General features: G+C 62.4%; 24 protein-coding genes. 11 read left to right on the top strand and 13 right to left on the bottom strand.

Annotation, left to right across the window (positions count from 1 at the left end):
• Positions 1–133: 133 nt before the first annotated feature.
• Positions 134–757, bottom strand: a complete 624-nt coding sequence (locus ACT53S_RS05940) for a LysE family translocator (protein WP_476066266.1) — start codon at positions 755–757, stop codon at positions 134–136.
• A 299-nt stretch (positions 758–1,056) separates the two neighbouring features.
• Positions 1,057–1,560 (bottom strand): N-acetyltransferase family protein, encoded by a 504-nt coding sequence (locus ACT53S_RS05935; protein ID WP_476066265.1) that lies wholly within the window; start codon positions 1,558–1,560, stop codon positions 1,057–1,059.
• A gap of 141 nt (positions 1,561–1,701) precedes the next feature.
• Between ACT53S_RS05935 and ACT53S_RS05930 the strand changes: the two genes are divergently transcribed.
• Positions 1,702–2,160 (top strand): ABZJ_00895 family protein, encoded by a 459-nt coding sequence (locus tag ACT53S_RS05930; protein WP_142070078.1) that lies wholly within the window; start codon positions 1,702–1,704, stop codon positions 2,158–2,160.
• 249 nt (positions 2,161–2,409) lie between these two features.
• Here ACT53S_RS05930 and trhA read toward each other — a convergent pair whose 3' ends face one another.
• The gene (gene trhA / locus ACT53S_RS05925) at positions 2,410–3,069 is read right to left on the bottom strand and encodes a PAQR family membrane homeostasis protein TrhA (RefSeq protein ID WP_113379163.1); all 660 of its coding nucleotides are present in this window, start codon (positions 3,067–3,069) and stop codon (positions 2,410–2,412) included.
• Between the two features lie 199 nt (positions 3,070–3,268).
• Here trhA and ACT53S_RS05920 point away from each other — a divergent pair, with 199 nt between their 5' ends.
• Positions 3,269–3,652 carry an MAPEG family protein gene (locus ACT53S_RS05920; RefSeq protein WP_142070080.1) on the top strand — a complete coding sequence of 128 codons (384 nt, stop codon included), beginning with the start codon at positions 3,269–3,271 and terminating at the stop codon, positions 3,650–3,652.
• A 361-nt stretch (positions 3,653–4,013) separates the two neighbouring features.
• A complete protein-coding gene (locus ACT53S_RS05915) occupies positions 4,014–5,819 on the top strand; it encodes a HAMP domain-containing methyl-accepting chemotaxis protein (protein WP_476066264.1) in 1,806 nt (601 codons plus the stop codon).
• An 84-nt stretch (positions 5,820–5,903) separates the two neighbouring features.
• Here ACT53S_RS05915 and ACT53S_RS05910 read toward each other — a convergent pair whose 3' ends face one another.
• Both ACT53S_RS05910 and ACT53S_RS05905 read right to left on the bottom strand, forming a co-directional pair.
• Positions 5,904–6,272: a DUF305 domain-containing protein gene (locus tag ACT53S_RS05910; RefSeq protein ID WP_476066263.1), complete on the bottom strand. Its 369-nt coding sequence runs from the start codon at positions 6,270–6,272 to the stop codon at positions 5,904–5,906.
• Between the two features lie 10 nt (positions 6,273–6,282).
• The gene (locus ACT53S_RS05905; RefSeq protein WP_476066262.1) at positions 6,283–6,411 is read right to left on the bottom strand and encodes a hypothetical protein; all 129 of its coding nucleotides are present in this window, start codon (positions 6,409–6,411) and stop codon (positions 6,283–6,285) included.
• Between ACT53S_RS05905 and ACT53S_RS05900 the strand changes: the two genes are divergently transcribed.
• Positions 6,410–7,243 (top strand): hypothetical protein, encoded by an 834-nt coding sequence (locus tag ACT53S_RS05900; protein WP_476066261.1) that lies wholly within the window; start codon positions 6,410–6,412, stop codon positions 7,241–7,243. The genes ACT53S_RS05905 and ACT53S_RS05900 overlap by 2 nt on opposite strands.
• 126 nt (positions 7,244–7,369) lie before the next feature.
• On the opposite strand, the gene ACT53S_RS05895 is transcribed toward ACT53S_RS05900, so the two are convergent.
• The 4 genes from ACT53S_RS05895 to xylF all read right to left on the bottom strand — a co-directional run bounded on the left by ACT53S_RS05895 (position 7,370) and on the right by xylF (position 11,621).
• Positions 7,370–7,945 (bottom strand): hypothetical protein, encoded by a 576-nt coding sequence (locus ACT53S_RS05895; protein ID WP_476066260.1) that lies wholly within the window; start codon positions 7,943–7,945, stop codon positions 7,370–7,372.
• Between the two features lie 282 nt (positions 7,946–8,227).
• A complete protein-coding gene (locus tag ACT53S_RS05890) occupies positions 8,228–9,013 on the bottom strand; it encodes an ATP-binding cassette domain-containing protein (protein ID WP_113379160.1) in 786 nt (261 codons plus the stop codon).
• A 15-nt stretch (positions 9,014–9,028) separates the two neighbouring features.
• Positions 9,029–10,342 carry a sugar ABC transporter permease gene (locus tag ACT53S_RS05885; RefSeq protein ID WP_142070086.1) on the bottom strand — a complete coding sequence of 438 codons (1,314 nt, stop codon included), beginning with the start codon at positions 10,340–10,342 and terminating at the stop codon, positions 9,029–9,031.
• A 238-nt stretch (positions 10,343–10,580) separates the two neighbouring features.
• Positions 10,581–11,621 (bottom strand): D-xylose ABC transporter substrate-binding protein, encoded by a 1,041-nt coding sequence (gene xylF / locus ACT53S_RS05880; RefSeq protein WP_113379158.1) that lies wholly within the window; start codon positions 11,619–11,621, stop codon positions 10,581–10,583.
• 238 nt (positions 11,622–11,859) lie between these two features.
• Between xylF and ACT53S_RS05875 the strand changes: the two genes are divergently transcribed.
• Both ACT53S_RS05875 and ACT53S_RS05870 read left to right on the top strand, forming a co-directional pair.
• Positions 11,860–13,071 (top strand): ROK family protein, encoded by a 1,212-nt coding sequence (locus ACT53S_RS05875; protein WP_476066650.1) that lies wholly within the window; start codon positions 11,860–11,862, stop codon positions 13,069–13,071.
• Positions 13,072–13,530: 459 nt separating this feature from the next.
• Entirely contained in the window at positions 13,531–13,887 is a 357-nt protein-coding gene (locus ACT53S_RS05870; RefSeq protein WP_476066259.1) for an endonuclease domain-containing protein, read from the top strand.
• Between the two features lie 135 nt (positions 13,888–14,022).
• On the opposite strand, the gene ACT53S_RS05865 is transcribed toward ACT53S_RS05870, so the two are convergent.
• Positions 14,023–14,790 carry an SDR family oxidoreductase gene (locus ACT53S_RS05865; RefSeq protein ID WP_476066258.1) on the bottom strand — a complete coding sequence of 256 codons (768 nt, stop codon included), beginning with the start codon at positions 14,788–14,790 and terminating at the stop codon, positions 14,023–14,025.
• 105 nt (positions 14,791–14,895) lie between these two features.
• On the opposite strand from ACT53S_RS05865, the gene ACT53S_RS05860 reads away from it, so the two are divergent.
• Genes ACT53S_RS05860 through tam form a run of 3 tightly spaced genes read left to right on the top strand, consistent with a single transcriptional unit; the run spans position 14,896 to position 16,821 of the window.
• Complete coding sequence (locus ACT53S_RS05860) at positions 14,896–15,327, top strand: winged helix-turn-helix transcriptional regulator (protein ID WP_476066257.1); 432 nt, start codon at positions 14,896–14,898, stop codon at positions 15,325–15,327.
• A 46-nt stretch (positions 15,328–15,373) separates the two neighbouring features.
• Positions 15,374–16,045, top strand: coding sequence for a haloacid dehalogenase type II (locus ACT53S_RS05855; protein ID WP_476066256.1), 672 nt, complete (start codon positions 15,374–15,376; stop codon positions 16,043–16,045).
• Positions 16,042–16,821 carry a trans-aconitate 2-methyltransferase gene (gene tam, locus ACT53S_RS05850; protein ID WP_476066255.1) on the top strand — a complete coding sequence of 260 codons (780 nt, stop codon included), beginning with the start codon at positions 16,042–16,044 and terminating at the stop codon, positions 16,819–16,821. Before ACT53S_RS05855 ends, tam begins: the two co-directional genes overlap by 4 nt.
• A 271-nt stretch (positions 16,822–17,092) precedes the next feature.
• Here tam and ACT53S_RS05845 read toward each other — a convergent pair whose 3' ends face one another.
• Together ACT53S_RS05845 and ACT53S_RS05840 are read right to left on the bottom strand one after the other, a co-directional pair.
• A complete protein-coding gene (locus ACT53S_RS05845; RefSeq protein WP_476066254.1) occupies positions 17,093–17,698 on the bottom strand; it encodes a YceI family protein in 606 nt (201 codons plus the stop codon).
• An 11-nt stretch (positions 17,699–17,709) separates the two neighbouring features.
• A complete protein-coding gene (locus tag ACT53S_RS05840; RefSeq protein ID WP_476066253.1) occupies positions 17,710–18,420 on the bottom strand; it encodes a hemerythrin domain-containing protein in 711 nt (236 codons plus the stop codon).
• Between the two features lie 165 nt (positions 18,421–18,585).
• On the opposite strand from ACT53S_RS05840, the gene ACT53S_RS05835 reads away from it, so the two are divergent.
• Together ACT53S_RS05835 and ACT53S_RS05830 are read left to right on the top strand one after the other, a co-directional pair.
• The gene (locus tag ACT53S_RS05835; protein WP_113379562.1) at positions 18,586–19,068 is read left to right on the top strand and encodes a hypothetical protein; all 483 of its coding nucleotides are present in this window, start codon (positions 18,586–18,588) and stop codon (positions 19,066–19,068) included.
• Positions 19,065–20,399: a GAF domain-containing protein gene (locus ACT53S_RS05830; protein ID WP_476066252.1), complete on the top strand. Its 1,335-nt coding sequence runs from the start codon at positions 19,065–19,067 to the stop codon at positions 20,397–20,399. Before ACT53S_RS05835 ends, ACT53S_RS05830 begins: the two co-directional genes overlap by 4 nt.
• Positions 20,400–20,444: 45 nt before the next feature.
• Here ACT53S_RS05830 and ACT53S_RS05825 read toward each other — a convergent pair whose 3' ends face one another.
• Positions 20,445–21,506, bottom strand: coding sequence for a magnesium transporter CorA family protein (locus tag ACT53S_RS05825; RefSeq protein WP_476066251.1), 1,062 nt, complete (start codon positions 21,504–21,506; stop codon positions 20,445–20,447).
• Positions 21,507–22,217: the final 711 nt, after the last annotated feature.

Here is a 22,217-nt window from a genome sequence, read left to right as displayed (position 1 = left end):
GGTTTTCGGCGGCTGCCCTTGAGAGAAAAGCGGAGTTCTTCGCTCTTCTTTAGCCGCCAGATGCATTTCACGCTTGGACTGAGGCGAACAGGGTATGGACAGCGGCGAACCGCCGGAAGCGGACGGAGTGCCCTTAGCTGGCCGACCGCATGGACGCGGTGGCGATGCCCGCACCGATGAGCATGGTTCCGCCGACCTTGTTGAACAGGCCGATGGCCCGCGGGCTGCGGACCATGCCGCGGGCGCGCGAAGCGACCAGCGCATAACCTGCGGCATTGGCGAAAGCCAGGACGAGGAAGGTCGTTTCGAAGATCAGCATCTGGGTGGCGAAGTCACCGTGCTTGTCGAGAAACTGAGGAAGAAAGGCGACGAAGAAGGTGATGCTCTTCGGGTTGAGCGCGGTCACCACCCAGGCATGGCCGATCATCTTGGTGGTGGACACCGCATCCGTGCGCGGCGCGACATCCATCGTGCCGCCCGAGCGGAAGAGTTTTATGCCGAGATAGATCAAGTAACCCGCCCCGAGGAGCTTCAGCACCGTAAAGACGGTGGCGGATGCCGCGAGGATGGCGCCGACACCGAGCATGGACAGCGTCATGGCGGTGAAATCGCCCAAGGCCACGCCGATCGAGACCGGCAGCGCGCTGCGCCAACCCTGGCCGAGCGCATAGGATACAACCAGAAGAATGGTCGGTCCGGGGATGATCAGAAGCACCGCAGAGGCGGCGGCGAAAGCGAGCCAGGTTTCAATGGTCATGGGGTTCTCCTGCCAAAGAACAGGATAAATCCCGAGGCGCGGACAGTTGTAAAGAGGGTTTCGGTTTTTGGTGGTCATCCACCCTCCCCCTGAGGGTAGGGCAATTGCATATGGAACAAAACCCCCTCTGGCCTGCCGGCCATCTCCCCCACAAGGGGGGAGAGGACGTGGCGCAAAACGCCCGTTTCCAACAACGCGACGGCGCGGCCGGGTTAAGCCCTCCCCCTTGTGGGGAGGGTGGGGAGGGGTCTTCTCTTCCATATGCAATTGCCCTGCCCCCTCAAGGGGGAGGTGGAGTGTCACGCCCCGAGCTTCAATTCCATCATCGTCAGGTCCAGCCAGCGGCCGAACTTCTTGCCGACCTCGTGATGCGTGCCGACGAGGCGGAAGCCGAGGCTTTTGTGGAGGGCGATGGAGCCCGCGTTGCCCGCTTCGATCGCGGCGACCATGACGTGGATGTCGCCTGCCCTTGCCCGCTCGATCAGGGCGCTCATCAGGGCCTTTCCGAGGCCGCGGCCATAAAAGTCCTTCTCGACATAGACCGAATGCTCGACCGACTGGCGAAAACCGTCGAAGGGGCGCCAGTCGCCGTAGGAGGCATAACCCGCGATCCTGCCCCCGACATCGGCGACCAGGATCGGAAAGCCTCTCGCCTGGCGCAGATCGAACCAGGCCTTGCGGTTGTCGAGATCGACGAGCGTCTCGTTCCAGATCGCGGTCGTGTGTTCGACGGCGTGATTGTAAATGTAGCGGATGGCGGGCAGATCGGCTTCGGTGGCGTCGCGGAGGATGAGGTCGGTCATGGGGGCTCGTGGCGTGAGAGCCGGGCAAGCGGCTGTTTCGTCTGGGTAAAGCTATAGGGCCGGTTGTGCCGAGAGAAAAGGGAGGCCTATAGTGCCGCTGTGTATTGATGGCCAAAGATTTTGCAGGGGGAGTCTCACTCAATGCCCAATTTCATCGTGCCGATGGCAATTCGCTTCTTTTTCGTCAACCTCGGCATCGTGGTCGCGATCCACGTCGTGGTCGGCATTCTTGCCTTCTATGGCTATGTAGACGTTGTTTCCCGGACTGGTACGTCCGTCGTGCTGATCCTGGCCGCAGGATATTGGGCGGGACACTATTTTTATCGCCAGACGGGGCGTCCCGCAGAATGGGCAGAAGCATGGCCCATCGGCGCCGTGCTGGCGCTGATCCAGGCTGCCACTGATTGGCTGCAAATCGGCCTTCTTATGCTTCTGGACGTACCTGACAAAAACCTGGCGATCCTGTGGAAGGCGGATCCCGCCATTCTGGTTCCAGCGATCATCTTTGGATATCTCCTGAGCCTGGTCGGCATGTCCTTGTCGATGCGCTCTTTCTCCAAGGTTCTTCTGAATGCCGAGAAAAAGAAGCGCCAAGGTTGACCACCAGAGGCTGGCCAAATGTCCTCTGCTGAAGCAGACTGTGCCTTTGCCAGTCCAAGAGGGGAATACATGACAGGCGGAGGAGCCGTGACCGGCTTCTCCCATTTGTTATGCTCGGGCTTGTCCCGAGCATCTGCTGCGGTTGTCCGGCGTGCAAACGATGGTGGAGACGTCCTGCCCTTGTCCAGCCTCGGCAGATCCTCGGCACGAGGCCGAGGATGACGATCCTTCGACCGAAGCGCGCACCCCTCAGCCGAGGCTGATCGCGGTGAAGACTGCCGAATAATGCACGATCGCGGCGGTCACGACGAAGGCATGCCAGATGGCATTCTGGAAGCGCAGGCGTTCCCAGACATGGAAGACGACGCCGGCGGAATAGATGCAGCCGCCGATGATGATCAGCGTCAGGGTCACGCCCGGGATGATCTCCGAGAGCGGGCCCATGGCGAGCGCGCCGCTCCAGCCCATGGCGAGATAAAGCAGGATGGCGAGCCTGTCGTAGCGGCCGGGGAAACGGAATTTCAGCCAGATGCCGGTGAAGGCGGTGATCCAGATGCCCAAAAGGAGAGCGAGGATCAACGGACGGTCGGCCCCCTGCACGAGGAAGGGCGTGTAGGTGGAGGCGATCAGGATGAAGATCGCGGAATGATCGAAGCGGCGCAGCCACCATTTGACCCGGGAATGCGGCCACATGTTGTAGGTAAAGGAGATGCCGAGCGCGATGATCAGGCCGAGGCCATAGATCCAGCTGGCGGCGATGTTCGCATAGTCGGAATAGACCGTTGCGTAAAAGATCAGCGCGGTCGCACCGACGAGCGCGAAGACGACACCGATGCCATGAATGATCCCGTCGGCGACCAGTTCGTAGAGGTCGTAGGCGCGGCCAAACTTGAAATGCTCGGTGTTCATGTGGTCTGTTCGTCTTTCTCTGTCGGCGGTGATTGCTTCGCCGCGAACCATGGCACGGGATGATGGCGGAAAAGCCACCAGCGGACAAGCAGGGCCGCCATCACGAAGACTGACCGACGGTAACCTTGCTTGCTTGCGTTCTGATGACACGCCGCCTACCAATCCTTCGTTAACCATGCTCTCATCGCCGGATATTTTCATGCGTTTCACCATTCTCGCCACCTTTGCCGCCCTGCTTGCCTATTGCTGGTTCCTGCTGAAGGTCGGCCAGGCGCGAAAGAAATTCGGCGTGGAGGCGCCGAAGACGACGGGCCATGCCGACTTCGAGCGGATCTTTCGGGTGCAGCAGAACACCGTCGAGCAACTGGTGCTGTTCCTGCCCTCGCTCTGGATCTTCGGCTTCTACGTCTCCGACATTTTGGCCGGGCTGCTTGGTCTCGGCTGGACGGCGGCGCGGGCGCTTTATGCCGCAGAGTACTATGCGGATGCGCGCAAGCGCGGACCCGGCGCGGCCCTGACCTTCCTGATCGGGATCGTGCTGCTTGTCGGCGGGACCATCGGGGCGCTGATCAGGGGCGTGTGACGACGGAATTACATCGTTCCATCTTGCCTCGTCGCTATGCCGTCCACACTCTGCAAAAACGCCTAGTTGCCGCAGGTCGCGGGCTCCGTGCGCGCGTCGGTTGCCGCATTAACGGCTTATTGTTCTGAATCTGCGCAAATACTCATGTACGCACTGCATTTGAGCGCACAGTTTAGCGAAGCGTAAACGGACAATCCCTCAATCTTGCAGGGGCGTGCATGCGACTTCAGACGCTGGTTTTGCGTGGATCGACGCATCGGCACTCATAAGGGGACAGGATAGCGGCTTTGGCCGAGGATACCCCCTCATTCGGATGCTTGCGCCGCCGTGACGTCAACCCGCCTACCCTTCCGAGGCTCTTATGACCATTCGCTTGAAACTGCTGGCCTGCATCTCACTTTTGACAATCGTCATCGTGGTGATCTCGGGCTTTTCATTCTATGCGATGAACGAGCAATCCAAACTCGCCAACACGATCGTCGCCGATCGCGTCATTCCGATGGAACAGCTGAAGGTCATCGCCGACGCCTATGCGGTCGACATCGTCGATGCCGTGCACAAGGTGCGCTCGGGCGCGTTCAGCTTCGAACAGGGGCAAAAGAGCGTCGATGCGGCGATGGGCAAAATCGAAGAGAAGTGGGGCGAGTATATCGTCACCTATCTGACGCCGGAGGAAAAGGGCATTGCCGACGAGTTCCTGATGGTTCGTCAGGGTGCCGATGCCGGCGTCAAGGAATTGCAGGCACTGTTGAAGTCCAAGGATATGGCGGGACTGGCGAGCTTTGCCGACACGAAGCTTTATCCGACAATCGATCCGCTGGGCACCGAGATTTCCCGGCTGATCGATCTGCAGATCCGGGTGGCGAAGGAAAACCTCGAGATCGGAAATCTCCTCAAAACTATGCTGACGGCGCTGATGGTGGGTCTGTCCGTGGTGGCGGCCGGTATTGCTGGCTTCTCGATCTGGACCGTGATTTTGGGCGTCATCCGTCCGGTCAATTCGATCACCACGGCGATGGACCGATTGGCGCATGGCGATCTCGATGTCACGATCTATGGCGAAGGCCGCCGTGACGAAATCGGTGTGATGGCATCCACCGTTGCCGTGTTCCGCGACAATGCTCGCGAGCGGGTGCGCCTGGAGGCCGAGGCGGAAACGAACCGCAACCTTGCGGAACAGCAGCGACAGGAGCGGGAACGGCTGGCGGCACAGGATGCCGCCGAGGTGCGATTTGCCGTCGACAGCATCGGCCATGCCCTGGGACAGCTTTCCGAAGGCCGGCTGACGCATCGGATCACGGACGCCTTTGCCGAGCGACTGGACGCGATCCGCGTGAATTTCAACGATGCCGTCGGCAAGCTCGAAGACGCGATGCGCCGGGTCGGCCAGAATGCCCAGGCGATCGCTGCCGGCTCCAGCGAGATCCATTCCGCCGCCGACGATCTGTCGAAGCGTACCGAGCGGCAGGCGGCGTCTGTCGAGGAAACGGCAGCGGCCCTCGAGCAGATCACCACCACGATCGGCGAAACCAGCCATCGCGCCCGCGAGGCCGGGCGGCAGGTGGACGAGACACGCGGAGCGGCAGAACGGTCCGGCTCGATCGTCGAGCGGGCCATCACGGCCATGCAGGAGATCGAAGGATCATCTCAGGAAATCACCACGATCATCAGCGTGATCGACGAGATCGCCTTCCAGACCAATCTTCTGGCGCTCAATGCCGGTGTCGAGGCGGCGCGTGCCGGGGAAGCGGGCAAGGGCTTTGCCGTGGTGGCACAAGAGGTGCGCGAGCTTGCGCAGCGCTCGGGAAGTGCGGCCAAGGAAATCCGCGCCCTGATCGGCAAGTCCGGCAACCAAGTGAAGAACGGCGTAGACCTTGTGGTGGCGACGGGCAAGGCATTGGAGGACATCGTCGCGCAGATTCAGGCGGTCAGCGTCAACGTGAACGCCATTGTCGAAGCCTCCGGCGACCAGGCGATGGGGCTCAAGGAAATCAATACGGCCGTTGCGATCATGGACCAGGGCACGCAGCAGAATGCCGCCATGGTAGAGGAATCGACCGCCGCCAGCCACTCGCTGGCCAGGGAGGCTGACGCGCTGTTCCAGTTGATTGCGAAGTTCGAGATCGGCGGGCGAAGCAGCGCCGGTGAGATGCGCCGGGCGGCCTGAGTTCTCGGCCGCAGGGGAACAACGAGAGGCCGGGGCAAACGATGCCCCGACCGCTTCCGTTCCGGGCCATGCGCGAGAGGGTGATCAGGGCGTGGCGGCGGTTTCGGAGGACATCTTCGGCGGCAGGTCCTCGGCGTCCTCGGCCGGCGGATTGGATTCGAGGTCTGCAATCAGCGACTTCATCTCGCCGATCTCGCGCACTTGCGCTGCGATGATCTCATCGGCCAGCTTGCGTACGCGCGGATCACGGACATGAGCCCGCTCGCTGGTCATGATGGCGATCGAATGGTGCTGGATCATCGCCTTCATGTAGCGGACGTCGGACACAGTCTCCTGGCTGCGCACCAGCCAGAGGGAGAAGGCGAAGACGACGACGCTGCCGGCGATGATGGCCGCGTTGAGACGCGGGTTCCGATACATCGAGGCCATGAAGTCCATCATGATCATCGCCATCACCCCCCCATCATCGCGCCATCCAGGTCCGTGTCTGGCTGTAGGTGACATGGTCGAGCGCATAGGTGTTGAGATACATCAGCGCGAACATGACAACGGTGGAGGTGGCGATCATCGCGGCGAAGCGGGTGTAGGACATGGCGGCCTCCGAAGTTCGGCTGCGCGGAGATGTCATCCGAGGCGCGCGCCGGCAGATAGGAGCCGAACAGCGCGGGCGACGGATTGTTCCGTGGGTCGACTTCGCGTCGACTGTGTCTCTGGTGTGCTGTATTGTGACGTCAGACACCACGACGACAGGTCATCGCTTGAGCCGCTCTTCCAATTTCGTTTTGCAAGGCTTTGATGACGTCACCAAGACCGTCAGCGCAGAATGGCGCGTCCGCATCGAGGATTTGGAGCAATTGAAGGCGGTTCTGGCGCCGGAAAGCGACTCGGATCCCGATCTCGACAACCTCTATGCCGGATTGTCACAATCTCAAATGCAGAAAATCGGCGCCTTGTGCATGCCGCCGATCGTTCCGGATGCCATTCTGACGGGCATCGCTCGACCGCACCCCGCCCTCAGCGGCACTCCCTATCTCATCCATACGCGTTTTGAACTTCCGCTGATGTTGGACGGACGAAAGCCATTGGCTGCGTTCAGGGATGTCTATCCATCCGATTGGTTCGACGACCTTCTCGCGCCATTCGAACCCTTTGTGGCCTCCGGCAAAATCCTGCGCCGTATCATCGACACACCGGTGCCTGCGCTCAAGCAACACCATCCAGGTCTTGAAGGCATGCGGGATGTGCTCTTTGCACTTCCCGATCAGGCGTGGCGGATCGATGCCTATGTCGAAGATATCTTGAACCGAACCCGCGACTGGGACGACGACCTTGAGCGCCGGCAAGGGGCGTTGCTCGGATATGAGGACTGGCAGAACGACTGGTGGATCGAGCACCGGTCGAAACGGTTGCCGGGAGCGAGGTAGAGCGGCTTTATACTGGCTGACCGAAACGATGCCGCCTCTGCCGTCCTTGTGTCTTCCGCACCTCGGCAAGGGATTGCGACGGCGCGGCTCCCTGGGAAACCGTCGCCTTACTGATCACTGCACGATTCACCTCTTGGCTCGTGCCGCCTGGTTAGTCTTTTGGAAATCGCAGCGCTCCCGCCATTCATATGGCACGACATTTACGACGCTGCCGGGCGGGAGAACGTAAAACGACATAGATCTGTAACTCCAATTGTATGCCACGCAATCCTTCAGGGCGACAGCGTGATACACAAAATTCAGCTCGGTGGCCGCGAAACGAACCGAGGAGTAAAAAGAGACCTTGCGGAGCTCATCCGGCTTGAACTGCCTGACCGCTTCGCTCCGCCGCCATTCCGCATAAACGCCTAGCGGCACGATCGAAAAAACAACCCACAGCGCAAACACAACGGACGGACCCGCCCATTCGGGTATCGACTTCAGCTGCTCCAGTGACATGCACTTCCGGGCGAGGACAAATGCAGCGCCAGGGATGGCTACAAGATATATCTTTGAAAAAGAGGATATGAATGCCAAGGCAACATTCAAACCCTGGAAAAAACTGCCAAAGAACAGCCCCAGAACCAAGTAAACAGTCAATGCCAGCATCATCGCAGATTTCAGCCAACGAATAAACGACGACGAACTCACACCTTTCTTCATGCTCGACAATGTATCCTAATTATTTGAACATAAAAACTATTTTACGATATTGACACCATGACCGCGCGACTAAACCATAGGCTGCATACCGCATATCTGCGCCATCAATCAGGCGAGCTTGCCTCCACGCCAGACTTGAAATCCTTTGGTTACCGCGTCAGGCTCGGCATCCTGAACTGCTACATAGCCAGTAGCGCTGGCCCCAATATACGCGCGCGCTCGTCAAACAAAAACGAGGGAGCGTAACGCCCCCTCGCCTGTCTCACGTTGATGCCCTCCGGCTCACGCCGTCTGCATGGCGCCCGGTCCCGGCACGGCCCCCGGAGGGCACTTGCCGAGGATGATCATGCCAAGCACTTCGTCCTTGGTGACATCCTCGGTGCGGGCGTGGCCCACGACGCGACCGTTCTTCATGACGAAGACGCGGTCGGCGAGGTCGAAGACGTCGTGGATGTCGTGGCTGATCAGGAAGATGCCAATGCCGTCCTTCTTCAGCTGCTGGATCAATTCGCCAACCTGGGCGGTTTCCTGCGGGCCCAAGGCGGCCGTCGGTTCGTCCATGATCAGGATCTGGGCGTCGAAGAGGATTGCGCGCGCGATCGCCACCGACTGGCGCTGACCACCGGAGAGGGCTTTGACCGGCTCCTTGAAGCGCTGGAAGTTGGGGTTCAGGCGACCCATGACTTCGCGGGCCTTCGCTTCCATCGCGACGTCGTCGAGCGTGCCCCAGGGGGTGCGCAGCTCGCGGCCGAGATAGAGGTTGGCGGCGGCATCGACGTTATCGGCGACGGCGAGCGTCTGGTAGATCGTCTCGATGCCGTATTTCTTGGCGTCGCGCGGGTTGTTGATCTCGGCGAAGTCGCCACGGACCAGGATGTCGCCGTTGTCGCGCTTGTAGGCGCCCGACAGGATCTTGATCAGGGTGGACTTGCCGGCACCGTTGTGGCCGAGCAGTGCGACGACTTCACCGGGGAAGAGGTCGACGGATGCATCGTCCACGGCATGAATGCCGCCGAAGGAGATGGAAATGTTGCGCATTTCCACGAGTGGGGTGCGGTTTTCCGACATGAGTTTCAACTCCCCTTACTTCGCACGGGCGCGGTAGACGGTGTCGAGCCAGACCGCGATCACGAGCACGATACCGATGACGATGCTCTGCAGCGGCGTGTCGAGACCGAGCAGAACCATGCCCGAATTCAAGGATTGCATGACGACGGCGCCGAGCATGGCACCGGCGATGGTGCCGACACCGCCGGCGAGCGAGGTGCCGCCGATGACGGCAGCCGCGATGGTGTAGAGCTCGTCGAGCGTGCCCTGCGCATTGGTCGCGGCGTTCAGGCGGGCCGTCGAGATCGCGGCGGCGACGGCGCAGAGCGCCCCCATCAGCGCGAACATGCGGACGGTCACCCACTTCACCTTGATGCCGGCGAGTTCGGCGGCCTCAGGGTTTCCGCCGATGGCGAAGACGTAACGGCCGAAGCGTGTGCGATTGGTGATGAAGGCCATGACCATGGCGATGCCGATGGCGATCAGAACCGGGATGGCGATGCCGAGACCGATCTGCAGACCGCCTTCCGGCCAGTCGATGCCATTGGCGGCGGCGTATTTCTTCGCGAGGTTGACCGGCATGTAATAGCTGTTGGCCACCCAGACGGCGCTGAGGATCGCCACGCAGCCGGCGGCCACGAGGAAATACTCCGCCCAGACCGGACGCAGCGGGAAGCCGAAGCGGCGGCGCTGTTTGCGGGTGTTGAGGATCGACGCGACGACCAGAAGGCAGGCGACGAGGCCGACGATCCAGCTGGCGGTCGAGCCGATGGACCCGTCCGCACCACCGCCCATCAGGCGGTAGGTGGTGTCCATCGGGGCAACGGTCGCGCCCGAGGTGACCATCCAGGCGGCACCGCGCCAGACGAGCAGGCCGCCGAGGGTGACGATGAAGGCGGGCACGCCGAGGAAGGCAATGATCGCGCCGTGGAAGGCGCCGATGGCGGTACCGACGGCAATGCCGGCGCCCAGCGCGATGATCCACATGAGCGGATGTTCGAAACCGATGATCGGCGGCAGGATGCGGGCCTGCAGGACGCCCATGATCATGCCGACGAAGCCGAGAATCGAGCCGACCGAGAGGTCGATGTTGCGGGTGACGATGACCAGCACCATGCCCGTCGCCATGACCGAGACGGAGGCGGCCTGGACCGAGAGGTTCCACAGGTTGCGCGGTGTCAGGAACAGGCCGCCCGACAGGAAGTCGAAGCCGATCCAGATGATCGCGAGTGCGATCACCATGCCGAGCAGGCGCGTATCGATCTCGGTGGCTTGAAAGAAGCGCTTGAGCGCTGAAACATTGGATGCCCGGGCGCCGGGCGCGGGCGTGGCAAGGCTGTGATCCGCCATACGATTTATTCTCCCCAGTCGGTTGTCGGCTTGCGAAGGGCGCGTGGGACACACGCGACCGCGGGCATTGGACCCGCCATGCGGATCGAGGCATCTTTCATTGTCTGCGGTCCGGACTTCGCCGGGTGCGGCCCCTTAAAGCCGACCGGGTTTCCAGCCGCGATGCTCCCGACCAGTCGAAACGCCGCAGCGCAAGGGCTGCGGCGTTCCGGCTCAAGCTACGAGGTCAGTCACTCGATCAGTTGCAGGCGGCAACCGAGCCGGCAGCAACGCCCTGGCATGCTTCTTCCTTGGAGATCCAGCCAGCGTCGATGACGGTGTTCAGGTTTTCCTTGGTGATCGGCAGCGGAGCGATGAAGTAGGAGTTCATTTCGACGCCCTTCGGGCCGCCGGAGAACTTCACGGTGCCTTCGATTTCGTCCATGGACTTGCCAGCGGCGAGTTCAGAGGCGATTTCGCCGGCCTTCTTGCCAAGTTCGCGGCTGTCCTTCCAGACAGACACGGTCTGGGTGCCGAGTGCGACGCGGTTCAGAGCGGCCTTGTCGCCGTCCTGACCGGAGACCGGGACGGAACCGGCGAGACCCTGGGCTTCGAGAGCGGCAACAACACCACCGGCCATGCCGTCGTTCGACGAAACGACTGCGTCAACCTTGTTGTTGTTGGCGGTCAGGAACTGCTCCATGTTCTTCTGGGCAGCTTCCGGCTTCCAGCCGTCGGTGTAGGCTTCGCCGACGTTCTTGATCTTGCCCGAGTCGATGGCTTCCTTCAGGACTTCGATCTGACCGGAATAGAGGAAGTCGGAGTTCGGGTCGGTCGATGCGCCCTTGATGAAGACGTAATTGCCTTCCGGCTTTGCCTTGAAGACTTCACGCGCCTGCATGCGGCCTACTTCCTTGTTGTCGAAGGTGATGTAGTAGGCGTCGGGGTTTTCGATCAGACGGTCGTAGCCGACGACCGGGATGCCTTCAGCGGTGGCCTTTTCGATGGCCGGGCCGATGGCTTCCGAATCTTGGGCCAGAACGATCAGAGCGTTTGCGCCCTGGGCAATCAGGCTTTCGATGTCGGTGAGCTGCTTGGCGGCAGACGTCTGGGCGTCGGCCGAGATGTACTTGTTGCCGGCGGCTTCGAGGGCTGCCTTGATCGCGGCTTCGTCGGTCTTCCAACGCTCTTCCTGGAAGTTCGACCAGGAGACGCCGACGGTCAGACCTTCGGCATTGGCGACAGAATGCAGGCTCACGATGACGGCAGTCGCTGCCATCAGCTTCAATACGGATTTCATTTTAAACCTCCCAAGGTGATAGCGGACCGACGGAAGACCTCCCCACCGAAACGGCCCGCTGCGAAACTGCCCTTACCCCACGGACCCCCGTCCAATGGTTTTTCTCGACAGTCGAGAAAATAACTGTCAGAAGATTCTCACGCTGTCAACACGGGCGGAGGAGGCTTGCAAAGACAGTGACCAAATGCTTTGGGAGGAGCATGCGGTGGACCACTCAAAAGCGGGCGACAAGCCCATCATGACTGCCAGTCCGAGGGCGAGCACGGAGGCCGTTCGTCACCAGAACAGCGGACTCGTGTTAAGCGTGCTCAAACGGGAAGGACCGCTGGCACACACCGATCTGTCTGCCGCGACGGGACTGTCCTCGGCGACCGTTTCGGCGATCACCGCCCAGCTGGAGAAGAACGGCCTGCTCGAGCGGCGCGAGGTGCTCAATCCCGGGCAGCGCGGGCGCCCGCGCGTGCTCTTTGCAAGGCGCCGGAGCGCAGCCTATGTGATCGCCGTGCGCATTTCCTCGCATGCGGTGCAGTATTCGCTCGCCGACTATCGCGGCACCATGATCGACAGATTCGAAGAGGCCCGCGATCAGGGCCCACAGTCGCCCGGCGCCTTTCTTGCGGCCTTCCGGTCCGCACTGGACCGGCTGGTCGGGCGTTCGCGACTTTCGATCAGCGATATCGCTACCATTTCCATCAGCAGCAAGGGTCTGGCCGATCGCGAGGGGGCGAAGCTCCTGTGGTCGCCGATCTTCGGCTATCAGGCGCTCGATTTCGAAGAGGCGCTCTCCGGCTTCGGCACGACCCGTGTTCATCTGTTCAACGAGAGCCTGCTGGTCACCCATGCGCTTCTGCTCAGGCTGGAGAAGTCGCGAATGCAACCGGTTCAGTCGCTCGCCACCCTGTCGCTCGGTCATTCCATCGGGCTGGGCGTGGCGCTGCGTGATCCCCAGGGGCAGATCGAAGTGCGGGCTCCCAATTTCGGCCATATGCTGCATGCCGACGACGGCAAGCGCTGTCGCTGCGGCGCCTATGGCTGCATCGAAGCCTCGGCCGGCTTCTACGGGATCCTGCGCACCGCGTTCGAAGTGCCGCCGGACACGATCCCGGCGACCTTCGTGCCGCTGTCGGAGATGGAAAAGATCGCCGGCCGCGCCCGCCAGGGGCACCGTGCCTCCGAATATGCCTTCCGCCAGGCGGGGCTTGCGCTCGGCCAGGGACTGTCGCGGATGCTCAGTCTGGCCGAGGAGACCATGCCGATCGCGATTACCGGTCCCGGCACGCGCTTCATGGACCTGCTGACCCGCGGGCTGGACGAGGGGCTGGCGCAATCGCAGCATGTCAGGGTGCGCGGGGCGCCGGAAATCCTGATCATCACGGAAGAGGAGACGCTGGTGTTCGAGGGGCATGTGGATCGGGCACTAAGCGAGATCGACAGGGTGCTGGGGGGATAGTGCCAGTGCCACGGATCCCCTCACCCACAAAATCTGAGGTTTAGCCCTGATCGGGCTAAGCCCTCGATTTGTAACCTCTTCCACAAGGGGGCGAGGCATTCTGGCAATTCTCTGCCACGACATCCGCGTATCTTCTCGGAAAGAACGCGTTATGATAGTATATTCATTCAACGCAACTCTACCTGTATTTCCTTTAGAAACAGATCAGGTGATGACCGCAAAAAACCAAAGGCCTGTTTTGCCGGAGGATCTGGACGAGGCTCCCGACTTGTCCAATCCCCAATGGGTTGAGAGGCTGAGTTTGGCGCCAGTGCGCCGAGGCCGGCCGGCTCCCCCTCTCCCCCCTGTGGGAGAGGTTACAAAATCGAAGGCTTAGGCCAGCGCAAGCGGCCTAAACTTCAGATTTTGTTGGTGAGGGGATCGGCTCAGCGGGCAGGGAATTTATCGCGGAGGGACCCTATGCGCCACCAGCCGCCGCCAATTGCGAGAGTGCGTGCCCGCAAGATGAGGGTCGATCCGACGGAGCCCGAGGCTGTGCTTTGGCAGGTGTTGAAGGATCGCAAACTCGGCGGGGCGAAGTTTCGCCGGCAGGTGCCGCTCAAGGGTTACATCCTCGACTTCGTGTGTTTCGAGCGACGGCTGATCATTGAAGTCGACGGCGGGCAACATAGCGAGAATAGCGGCGACGTTCGGCGGGACGCGATCTTTGCAGAAGACGGCTTCGAGGTCCTGCGCTTCTGGAACGACGAGGTGCTGGAGGGATTGGACGAGGTTTGTTTGCGGATACTGGCGGCTTTGCGGAATGTCGGGGGGTGATGATGTTGATCCCATCACGGATCCCCTCACCAACAAAATCTGAAGGTTAGGCGGCTTGCGCGCGCCTAACGCTTCGATTTTGTAACCTCTCCCACAAGGGGGAGAGGAGGTGGCTGCGGGGGACCGCCCCCTCCTCTACTTCCCTTCGCGCGCCTTGCGGGCGAATTCGTTGATTGCCGCAAAGGTCTGGTCGAAGCGGTTTTCGGCTTCGGCGTTGCGCAGGAAACCGACGCGTTCGACGAGGATTTCGGCCGGCGTCGGGTCCTTGGCGAAGAGCGCCATCACCTCGTCGATGAAATCCTTGAGCGGCAGATAGCCCTCGCGGCTGGACTGGCCGGGGGTGAGTTCCGTCTGCACGGCGGGCGGGGCGAGTTCGATGACCTCGATCTTGCTGGAAAGCGCGTCGCGCAGGCTCTGGGTGTAGCTGTGGATCGCGGCCTTGGTGGCCGAATAGGTGGGGGTGGCGACCAGCGGCACGAAGGCGAGGCCGGAGGAGACGTTGACGATCGCGGCGTTGGGCTTGGCCGACAGGTGCTCGACGAGCGCGTCGATGAGGCGGATGGGCCCAAGCAGGTTGGTGGTGATGGTCGCTTCGGCGTCGGTCAGATCACGGGCACGGTCGAGCGGCTCGAAGCGCATGATGCCGGCATTGTTGATCACGACGTTCACATCGGGGAAGCGGTCGACCAGCGTTTCGGCAAAGGCGGTGATGGCCGTGGGGTCTTCGATGTCGAGGGCGAGCGCGTGCATGTTCGGCCGGTCGCCAATGGTCGCCTGAAGGCTTTCGAGCCGCCGGCCGGCGATGATGACGGTATTGCCGAGATCGTGGAAACGATGGGCAAGGGCCGCGCCGATGCCGGAGCCGCCGCCGGTGATGAGGATGGTGTTGCCTGTCATCTGCATGGGAATGATCCTCTTTGCTGTTGTGCTTCTCCTAACTAGGCCTCATACTCTCTCAAACGAAGTAGGCACCGAAAAGATTTATACACACCGAAAGGAGAGTGTCTGATGAGCAAGGGATCCGGGTCGACCATGCGGGTTGAAGACGCGGCCGATGGCGCACCGGACACGGTCGATCCGGCCGTGGAAGCGCTGGTACAGGACATCATCGGCAAGGTGGCAGACCGCTGGACCATGCTGGTGCTCGAAGCGCTGGAGGAGCACGGCACGCTGCGGTTCACCCAGCTCGGGCGGATCGTGTGCGGCATCAGCCAGAAGATGCTGACCCAGACCGTGCGGCGCATGGAGGAGGACGGGCTGGTGACGCGCACGGTGCATCCGGTCATCCCGCCGCATGTCGACTACGCATTGACACCACTCGGCAGCAGCCTGTCGGAAGCCTTTTGCGGGGTGTGGGTCTGGGCGGAGAAACATCGGGACGAGATCGAGCAGGCGCGGCGGCGCTTTGCCGAGGCAAGCGGCAGGACACGCCCGGCTTGATCGGCAGGCTGCAGCGCCCTACCCTTCCACAGCGGAGGAGATCGCCATGACGGACGAGACGACGCGTTTCGAAGCTTACGTCTTCGATGCCTATGGCACGTTGTTCGACGTGCATTCAGCGGTTTACCGGCATGCCGGCGTGATCGGGCCGCAGCACCAGGCCTTTTCCGATCTGTGGCGGGTGAAACAGCTCGAATATACCTGGGTCAGGAGCCTTGCCGGGCGCTACCGCGATTTCGACGTGTTGACCGAGGCGGCGCTGGACTTCTGTTTCGCGCGGTTCCCGTCTGTCGATCGGGGGCTGAAGGGCGCTCTGCTTGAGGCCTACCGCCGCCTCGACTGCTTTCCGGAGGTGCCGGCGGTGCTCGCCGCGCTGAAGCAGAAGGGCGCGCGGGTCGCGATCCTCTCGAACGGGACGCCCGCCATGCTGGCCGAAGCGATCTCGGCTGCGGGCATCGGCCCGCTGATCGACGCGGTGTTTTGCGTCGATGCACTGCACGTCTACAAGACGGCACCGGCCGCCTATGCCATGGCGGCCGAGGCGCTGGGGCTCGCCCCCGCAGAGATCGCCTTTCAGTCGTCCAACCGCTGGGACATTGCCGGCGCGAAGGCCTTCGGCTTCACCTGCCACTGGATCAACCGCAGCGGCGCGCCGGAGGAATATCCGGATCTTGCACCGGACGCAGTCTACACAACATTGGAGGGCCTGACGGCATGACCCAACTCGCATGGTCGGCAAAGCAGTATCTCGTTTTCGAGGACGAGCGCACACGACCGGCGCGGGACCTGCTCGCCCGGGTGCCACTCGATCGGGCCGGTCGCGTCATCGATCTCGGCTGCGGGCCGGGCAATTCGACGGAACTGCTGGTGGAGCGTTTTGGCGCGGAGGCGGTGAGCGGGCTCGACAGCGACGACGACATGCTGGCGAAGGCCCGGGCGCGGCTGCCCGGCATCCCGTTCACCAAAGCGGACATTGCCGGCTGGCGGCCGGACGGGCCGGTCGACCTGCTTTACGCCAATGCCGTGTTCCAGTGGCTGCCCGATCATCTCGAGACCTTGGCCCGGCTGATGGAATGCCTGAGCCCTGGCGGCGTGCTCGCCGTGCAGATGCCGGACAATCTGGGGGAACCGAGCCACGTGGCGATGGAGGAGACGGGGGCGGACGGGCCGTGGTCTGCGGCGTTTGCCGGCGGCCGCATCCGCCGCGCAAGGCTGCCCTCCCCGGCCGATTATCTGCAGAGGCTGCAGGGGGTGTCGGCGTCGGTCGAGGTCTGGCACACGGTCTATTACCATCCGATGGCGGATGCGCAGGCGATCGTCGACTGGGTCGAAGGCACGGGGCTTCGGCCCTATCTCGCGGCGGTCGCGCCGGAACAGCGAGATGCGTTTCGTGCCGAATATCTCAAACGCATCGACGCCGCCTATCCGCCGATGGCGGACGGACGGCGGCTGCTGGCGTTTCCGCGGTTGTTCGTCGTGGCGGTCAGGGGGTGAGGCTCGCGCCCTGTCCCTTTCGACACGAGGGAGAGGCATCGGGTGTGATCCCTCTTTCACTGCGTGGCATATGCACCACCAGGAGCATACAATCGGATTAGGAACTAGACCCCCTCTGGCCTGCTGGCCATCTCCCCCACAAGGGGGGAGAAGACCAGGCGGAAACCGCCCGTTTCCCGCACAAGACGGCTCGGCCGGGTTAAGCCCTCCCCCTTGTGGGGAGGGTTTGGGAGGGGATCTTTGCAAATCCCGTTTCCCTCACCTCGAACAATCACGACTTCGGCGGAACGAATTCCGCCTCGATGACGAGATCGACGTCCTCACCGAGGGCGGGAACCGCAAAGCCGAGGCCCCAGTCGGTGCGGTGGACCACGCCGGTGGCGGAAAAGCCGAGGCGGGGTTTCTTGTCCATCGGGTGTTCGGCGACCGAGCCGTTGAAGTGCACCACGAGACTTGCCGGATGGGTCTCACCCCGGAAGGTGAGGTCGCCGGTCACGGTCGCCTGTCCCTCTCCCGTGACCTTGATGGCGCGGGCCTCGAAGGCGATCGGTTTCGCGGCGAGGAAATCCGCGCCACCTCCGATCTTGCCGTCGAAATCCTCGACGTCCGGAAACGGGAAGTCAGTCTTCACCGAGTGGGGATCGACGCTCACCGTCAGGTGAGAAGTCTCCGGCTTCTCGGCGTTCCAGTCGAGCTGCGCCTCGATCCCGGTGAAGCGGGCGGTGTAGCTGGAAAGGCCAAAATGGCTGATCTTCCAGGTGAGGCTGGTATGGGCAGGATCCGTCACATAGACCCCGGTCGGTGCAGTTGCGGCCGGGGCGGCCAGCACAGGCGGAACCGGGGCGAGAAGAAAAAAAGCAAGTGCGAGCCTTTGCATCGTTCGTCTCCTTACGCGGCGAGTTTCAGCCGGCCGGCGAGGTCGCCGAAGGCTTTGGGGTTGAGAGAGGGCCGGACGGCAAACTCGATGACGGCATCGAAAATTTCCGGGGGCGCGCCCTTCTGCATGGCGCCGAGCATCTGCGCCCGTTCCAGCGGGTTCATCGCCGGGATCATGATGCGCATGAAGGCCATGTTCTTTTCCGGCGACAGCGAGGCGACGATGTTGAGTTCGATCGCCAGGAGTTCGTCGTCTGTGAAGCGGTTCCACAGTGCGCGCGCCGTCACTGTTTCCTCCTCGTGCATATGCGCAAGGTCTTCGGCCAGGTAGGCCGCGAAAGCGAGGTAAAGCTTCCGGCCCGTGGCGCGGCGATGCAGCGGCCAGGCCGTTTCGACGGCGCGGGCGAGTGCTTCGAGCTGGTCGAAGGCCTCGCGGTGGTCGTCGTGCTGGTGGTCGACGGTATCGGTGGCCACGCCGCGAGCGGCGAGTGCCGCGTGGATGTGCTCGTCCTCATGGCCGACATGGGCGGCTGCCAGCATCAGATAGGTGCGGAGCAGGGCGAGCGTCTCTTCCGTGTCTTCCGGCTGGTCGAAATCGGTGGCGCCGAGGCGAACCAGAAGTTCGCAGCCGGCCTTGCGCAGGCCCTTGTGGACGGCGCCGTAGAGATCGTAGCGGCCGTTCAGATCCGGAACGGCGGTGATTGGTGCATGCGCATGTGTCATGGTCTTGTCCCTCTCGTTTGTCCGCCGAACCCCCGTCCGGCGCGAATGAGCGCGGCATAGACCAGCGCGAAAAGAGGGGCTTCCTAAATCCATCCTAAGGACATGCGCCGATTGCTAAGACTATCCTAAGCTCATATCTTCAGCTGTATTTCAGGAGGACGGGGATTGCTGGCAGCCGAGGTCGCGGCCTTTATCGAGGGGCAAGTGATGATGCTTGTGGCGACCCGCGACGCGGGTCATCGGCCGATGATCGGGCGTGGTTCAGGCGCCCGGCACGACCGCGCCACGGGGCTGGTGCATGTTCTGGTGTCGCAAAGCCAGTGGCCGCTGGCGGTGGCCGAGGCCCTGCCCGGCCGGCCGATCGCGACCACCTTCGTGCAGCCGGACAATTACCGCTCGTTCCAGATCAAGGGCGTGATTACCGACAGCGGGCCGGCGGACGGGACAGCCGCGGCCTGGGGGCGGCACTATGTGCAGGCGCAGCTGTCGATGATGCACCGGTTGGGGGTGACCCGGCTGCAACTGTCGAGCACGCTCAGCGACCACGACCTCTGGCATATCGCGCTGCGGCCGACCGACATATTCGAGCAGACACCGGGCCCCGGGGCCGGACGACGGTTTCCCGCGGCAGCGGAGGATGTCCTGTGATCCCGCTCAGTCGAATTCGCGACAGTTTCGAGGGCGTCATTCCCTCGGTCATCGCCACGACCGATGCCGATGGCCTGCCGAACATCTCCTATCTCAGCCATGTGCACATGGTCGACGAAACCCATGTGGCGCTGTCCAACCAGTTCCTGTCGAAGACTGCCGGCAATGTCGCTGCCAACGGGCTGGCGACGGTGATGGTGGTGGATGGGCTGACCGGCGCACAGCATATTCTCGACCTCATCTTCGATCGGTCGGAGACGGAGGGAGCGCTGTTTGACCGCCTCGCCGCGCATCTTTCCATTCTCGAACAGGGCATGGCCGGGATCATGCGGCTGAGGGCCGCCGATATCTACCGGGTGCTCGACTGCGTGGCGGTGCCGACCCCCTACCCGCTGGAGACCGCGCCCCGCACCGAACCTGTCGATCTGATCGAGCCCACGGCGCAGCTGTCGCGTCTGCTGACCCAGGCGGGCGATCCGGAAAGCCTGCTCGACACCACGCTGGACGGGCTTGCCCGGCTCTTCGGCATTCGCCATGCCATGGTGCTGGTGCAGGACGAGAGCGGACAGCGGATGATCACCATTGCAAGCCTCGGCTATGAGCGTTTCGGCTTCGGCGCCGAAGTGGCGTTCGGCGACGGTATCATCGGGACGGCCGCGGCAACGCGGCAAACGGTGCGGATCACCGATCTCAGTCGCGGGCGACGGTATGTCGACGCCGTACGCTCGATGGCGGGGCTGGAGCAGACGGCGAGCATTCCGCTGCCGGCGCTCGATCTGCCGTTCAGCCAGATTGCTCTGCCGCTTCTCGCGCAGGGACGGCTTCTGGGCGTGCTGTTTGCCGAATCCGAGGAGCGTTTCGCCTTTCGCCATCGCGACGAGCAGGCACTGGCGATCATTGCCGTCCAGCTTGCCCAGGCGCTGCATCTGGCCGAACAGGAGCGCGAACGGCCGGAGCCGCGCGCGGCAGCGCCTTCCCGCCCCGCGGCGCCCGTCTCACCGGCGGCCCGCTTCGCGCTGCGCTTTTATCCGCGCGACGGTTCGCTGTTCCTCGACGACGACTATCTGATCCGCGGCGTGCCAGGGCGGCTGTTGAAGCATCTGGTCGAGGAATATCTGAAGAGCGGCAAGCAGGATTTCCTCAATCGCGAGATCCGCCGCGAGGGCAGCCTGATGCTGCCCGACTTCAAGGACAATCTGGAGACACGGCTGATCCTGCTGCGGCGCAGGCTTTCCGAAAAAGGCGGACCGATCCGGCTTTCCAGCACCGAACGGGGACGGTTGCGGCTGGAGATCGACGGCCAGCCGGAGCTTGTCATCGTCGACGAGTAGAAAACGGGACGCCGCAAACATTGCGACGCCCCGGATCGTTTGCCCTTACAGCCAGCCGCGCCGGCGGAAATAGAGGAAGGGCAGCAGGGCCGAGAGCACCATGAAGGCGAGCGCCATCGGATAGCCGATCGCCCAGTTGAGTTCCGGCATGGATTGAAAATTCATGCCGTAGATCGAGGCGACGAGCGTCGGCGGCAGGAAGGCGACCGAGGCGACCGTGAAGATCTTGATGATCTGGTTCTGCTCCAGATTGATCAGGCCCAGCGTCGCATCGAGCAGGAAGTTGATCTTGCCCTGGAGGAACTGGGCGTGATCGCCGAGCGAAGTCGCATCACGCTGCAGGAGCTTGATGCGCTGACGGGTGTCCTTGGCCACCTTGCGCGAGGGGGCTTCAAGCGCTGCATGATAGGCGACGAGGCGGGAGATCGAGACCAGGCTTTCGCGGGTCGCGGTCAACAGGTCACCCTTGCGGCCGATCTGTTCGATCAGGCCTTCGAGGTCGCGCGACGTCTTCTCCTTGTCACCGGCCTTGCCCACAGTCTTGCCGTTTGCCTTGCGGGTGCGGAACACCTCGCGGGAGACCGCGTCGATCTCGTTGCCGCAGCGTTCCAGGACATCGGCCATGCGGTCGATGATGGCTTCGAGCAGACCGAGCATGACAGTTTCGCCGGTCGAGCAGACGAGGCCGTTGCCGCGCCGGGCGCGGGCGAGGAAGGCGGCGAAGGGTTTCGGGTCGGCATAACGCACGGTGACCAGCGTGTCGCCCTTCAGGATGAAGGTGACAGGGGTCTTCACCGGATCGTCGCCATCGAGGCCGGCGAGCGCTGTCATGGTCATGAATTCGGCGCCGTCTTCCTGGTAGAGCCGGGCGGAGAGTTCGATCTCCTCCATCTCGTCGCGGGTCGGCAGGGCAATGCCGAGGCTCGCCTCGACCTCATTCGTCTCGCGCAGCTCGGGGCTGACGAGATCGAACCAGACGGGGCGGACGGGGGTCGGTGCCGGCAGGGCATTGGCCCCATCGACGGTGGCGACGGCAACGGGTGTGACGACGCGCAGGGCGTCAGCGGGCACCAGGTGATCGGCTTCGCGGGAAAACGAGCGCAGCATGGGCATCTCCTTCGGCAGCCGATCGGCCGCCGCAGCCCCTGCACATTGAAGGACTAGAGACGGGCCGTCGGCCGGATATGTGACGTCGAACTTCGACTGTCGGGGTTCATCTTTCTGTCCTCTTGTCTGGCGCGATTTCAGGGTCGCGCCTCACCCTCGTTAGATGTGCTTGTTGGGCCCGAAAGTCAAGCGGGGGCAGCCGCTTGCCGCAGGTGCGAAGACGCCGGGTTTTCAACTTCACGGACCGGAGATGTGTGCTTTTTCTGTTGAAGCGCACCAGCCTTTTGCGCGTTCGTGATTCGCAGCTACGGCCCTTCACTTCCCCTCGCTTTTTTAGCGACCGTCAATTCTCCGAGGGATTTCTCTGGAGCGGAATGGCGCCCTCACCCCGGCCTTTGTTATCGGCCGGGCGATCTGTCGCATTTATGAGACGTTTCCGTTTTAGTACATCCGTATTTACGGAAACAATTAATAAGGAGGGTCGAGGCTCCAGGCTCTCAGGCGGGTGATCGCCAGCAACAAGGAGCCCAATCACGTGCGCATACAATCCATTCAACTGAAAATCGCCTTGCTCGCCGGCGTTTGCGTGGTGGCGGCAAGTACGGCGCTGGTCGGATACAGCATCGTATCTGCCGCGAAATCGAAGACCTTCGTCGGTGACAATCTTGCGCATCTGACCGAGGACGCAACGAAGACGCAGCTGAAGACACT

Source organism: Allorhizobium sp. DMC15 (assembly GCF_056314065.1).
This window is presented reverse-complemented; position numbering and strand designations above follow the sequence as displayed.

What these genes read in the sequence shown, in the direction of transcription:
- ACT53S_RS05860 (WP_476066257.1), top strand. Translation starts at nt 14,896, where the DNA reads ATGAGCAAGGGATCCGGGTCGACCATGCGGGTTGAAGACGCGGCCGAT.
- ACT53S_RS05905 (WP_476066262.1), bottom strand. Translation starts at nt 6,411, where the DNA reads ATGTCCTACACCCGCTTCGCCGCGATGATCGCCACCTCCACCGTTGTC.
- ACT53S_RS05855 (WP_476066256.1), top strand. Translation starts at nt 15,374, where the DNA reads ATGACGGACGAGACGACGCGTTTCGAAGCTTACGTCTTCGATGCCTAT.
- ACT53S_RS05915 (WP_476066264.1), top strand. Translation starts at nt 4,014, where the DNA reads ATGACCATTCGCTTGAAACTGCTGGCCTGCATCTCACTTTTGACAATC.
- tam (WP_476066255.1), top strand. Translation starts at nt 16,042, where the DNA reads ATGACCCAACTCGCATGGTCGGCAAAGCAGTATCTCGTTTTCGAGGAC.
- ACT53S_RS05910 (WP_476066263.1), bottom strand. Translation starts at nt 6,272, where the DNA reads ATGGCGATGATCATGATGGACTTCATGGCCTCGATGTATCGGAACCCG.
- trhA (WP_113379163.1), bottom strand. Translation starts at nt 3,069, where the DNA reads ATGAACACCGAGCATTTCAAGTTTGGCCGCGCCTACGACCTCTACGAA.
- ACT53S_RS05875 (WP_476066650.1), top strand. Translation starts at nt 11,860, where the DNA reads ATGACTGCCAGTCCGAGGGCGAGCACGGAGGCCGTTCGTCACCAGAAC.
- ACT53S_RS05845 (WP_476066254.1), bottom strand. Translation starts at nt 17,698, where the DNA reads ATGCAAAGGCTCGCACTTGCTTTTTTTCTTCTCGCCCCGGTTCCGCCT.
- ACT53S_RS05865 (WP_476066258.1), bottom strand. Translation starts at nt 14,790, where the DNA reads ATGCAGATGACAGGCAACACCATCCTCATCACCGGCGGCGGCTCCGGC.
- ACT53S_RS05900 (WP_476066261.1), top strand. Translation starts at nt 6,410, where the DNA reads ATGGCGGCCTCCGAAGTTCGGCTGCGCGGAGATGTCATCCGAGGCGCG.
- xylF (WP_113379158.1), bottom strand. Translation starts at nt 11,621, where the DNA reads ATGAAATCCGTATTGAAGCTGATGGCAGCGACTGCCGTCATCGTGAGC.
- ACT53S_RS05890 (WP_113379160.1), bottom strand. Translation starts at nt 9,013, where the DNA reads ATGTCGGAAAACCGCACCCCACTCGTGGAAATGCGCAACATTTCCATC.
- ACT53S_RS05935 (WP_476066265.1), bottom strand. Translation starts at nt 1,560, where the DNA reads ATGACCGACCTCATCCTCCGCGACGCCACCGAAGCCGATCTGCCCGCC.
- ACT53S_RS05825 (WP_476066251.1), bottom strand. Translation starts at nt 21,506, where the DNA reads ATGCTGCGCTCGTTTTCCCGCGAAGCCGATCACCTGGTGCCCGCTGAC.
- ACT53S_RS05940 (WP_476066266.1), bottom strand. Translation starts at nt 757, where the DNA reads ATGACCATTGAAACCTGGCTCGCTTTCGCCGCCGCCTCTGCGGTGCTT.
- ACT53S_RS05895 (WP_476066260.1), bottom strand. Translation starts at nt 7,945, where the DNA reads ATGAAGAAAGGTGTGAGTTCGTCGTCGTTTATTCGTTGGCTGAAATCT.
- ACT53S_RS05930 (WP_142070078.1), top strand. Translation starts at nt 1,702, where the DNA reads ATGCCCAATTTCATCGTGCCGATGGCAATTCGCTTCTTTTTCGTCAAC.
- ACT53S_RS05885 (WP_142070086.1), bottom strand. Translation starts at nt 10,342, where the DNA reads ATGGCGGATCACAGCCTTGCCACGCCCGCGCCCGGCGCCCGGGCATCC.
- ACT53S_RS05870 (WP_476066259.1), top strand. Translation starts at nt 13,531, where the DNA reads ATGCGCCACCAGCCGCCGCCAATTGCGAGAGTGCGTGCCCGCAAGATG.
- ACT53S_RS05920 (WP_142070080.1), top strand. Translation starts at nt 3,269, where the DNA reads ATGCGTTTCACCATTCTCGCCACCTTTGCCGCCCTGCTTGCCTATTGC.
- ACT53S_RS05840 (WP_476066253.1), bottom strand. Translation starts at nt 18,420, where the DNA reads ATGACACATGCGCATGCACCAATCACCGCCGTTCCGGATCTGAACGGC.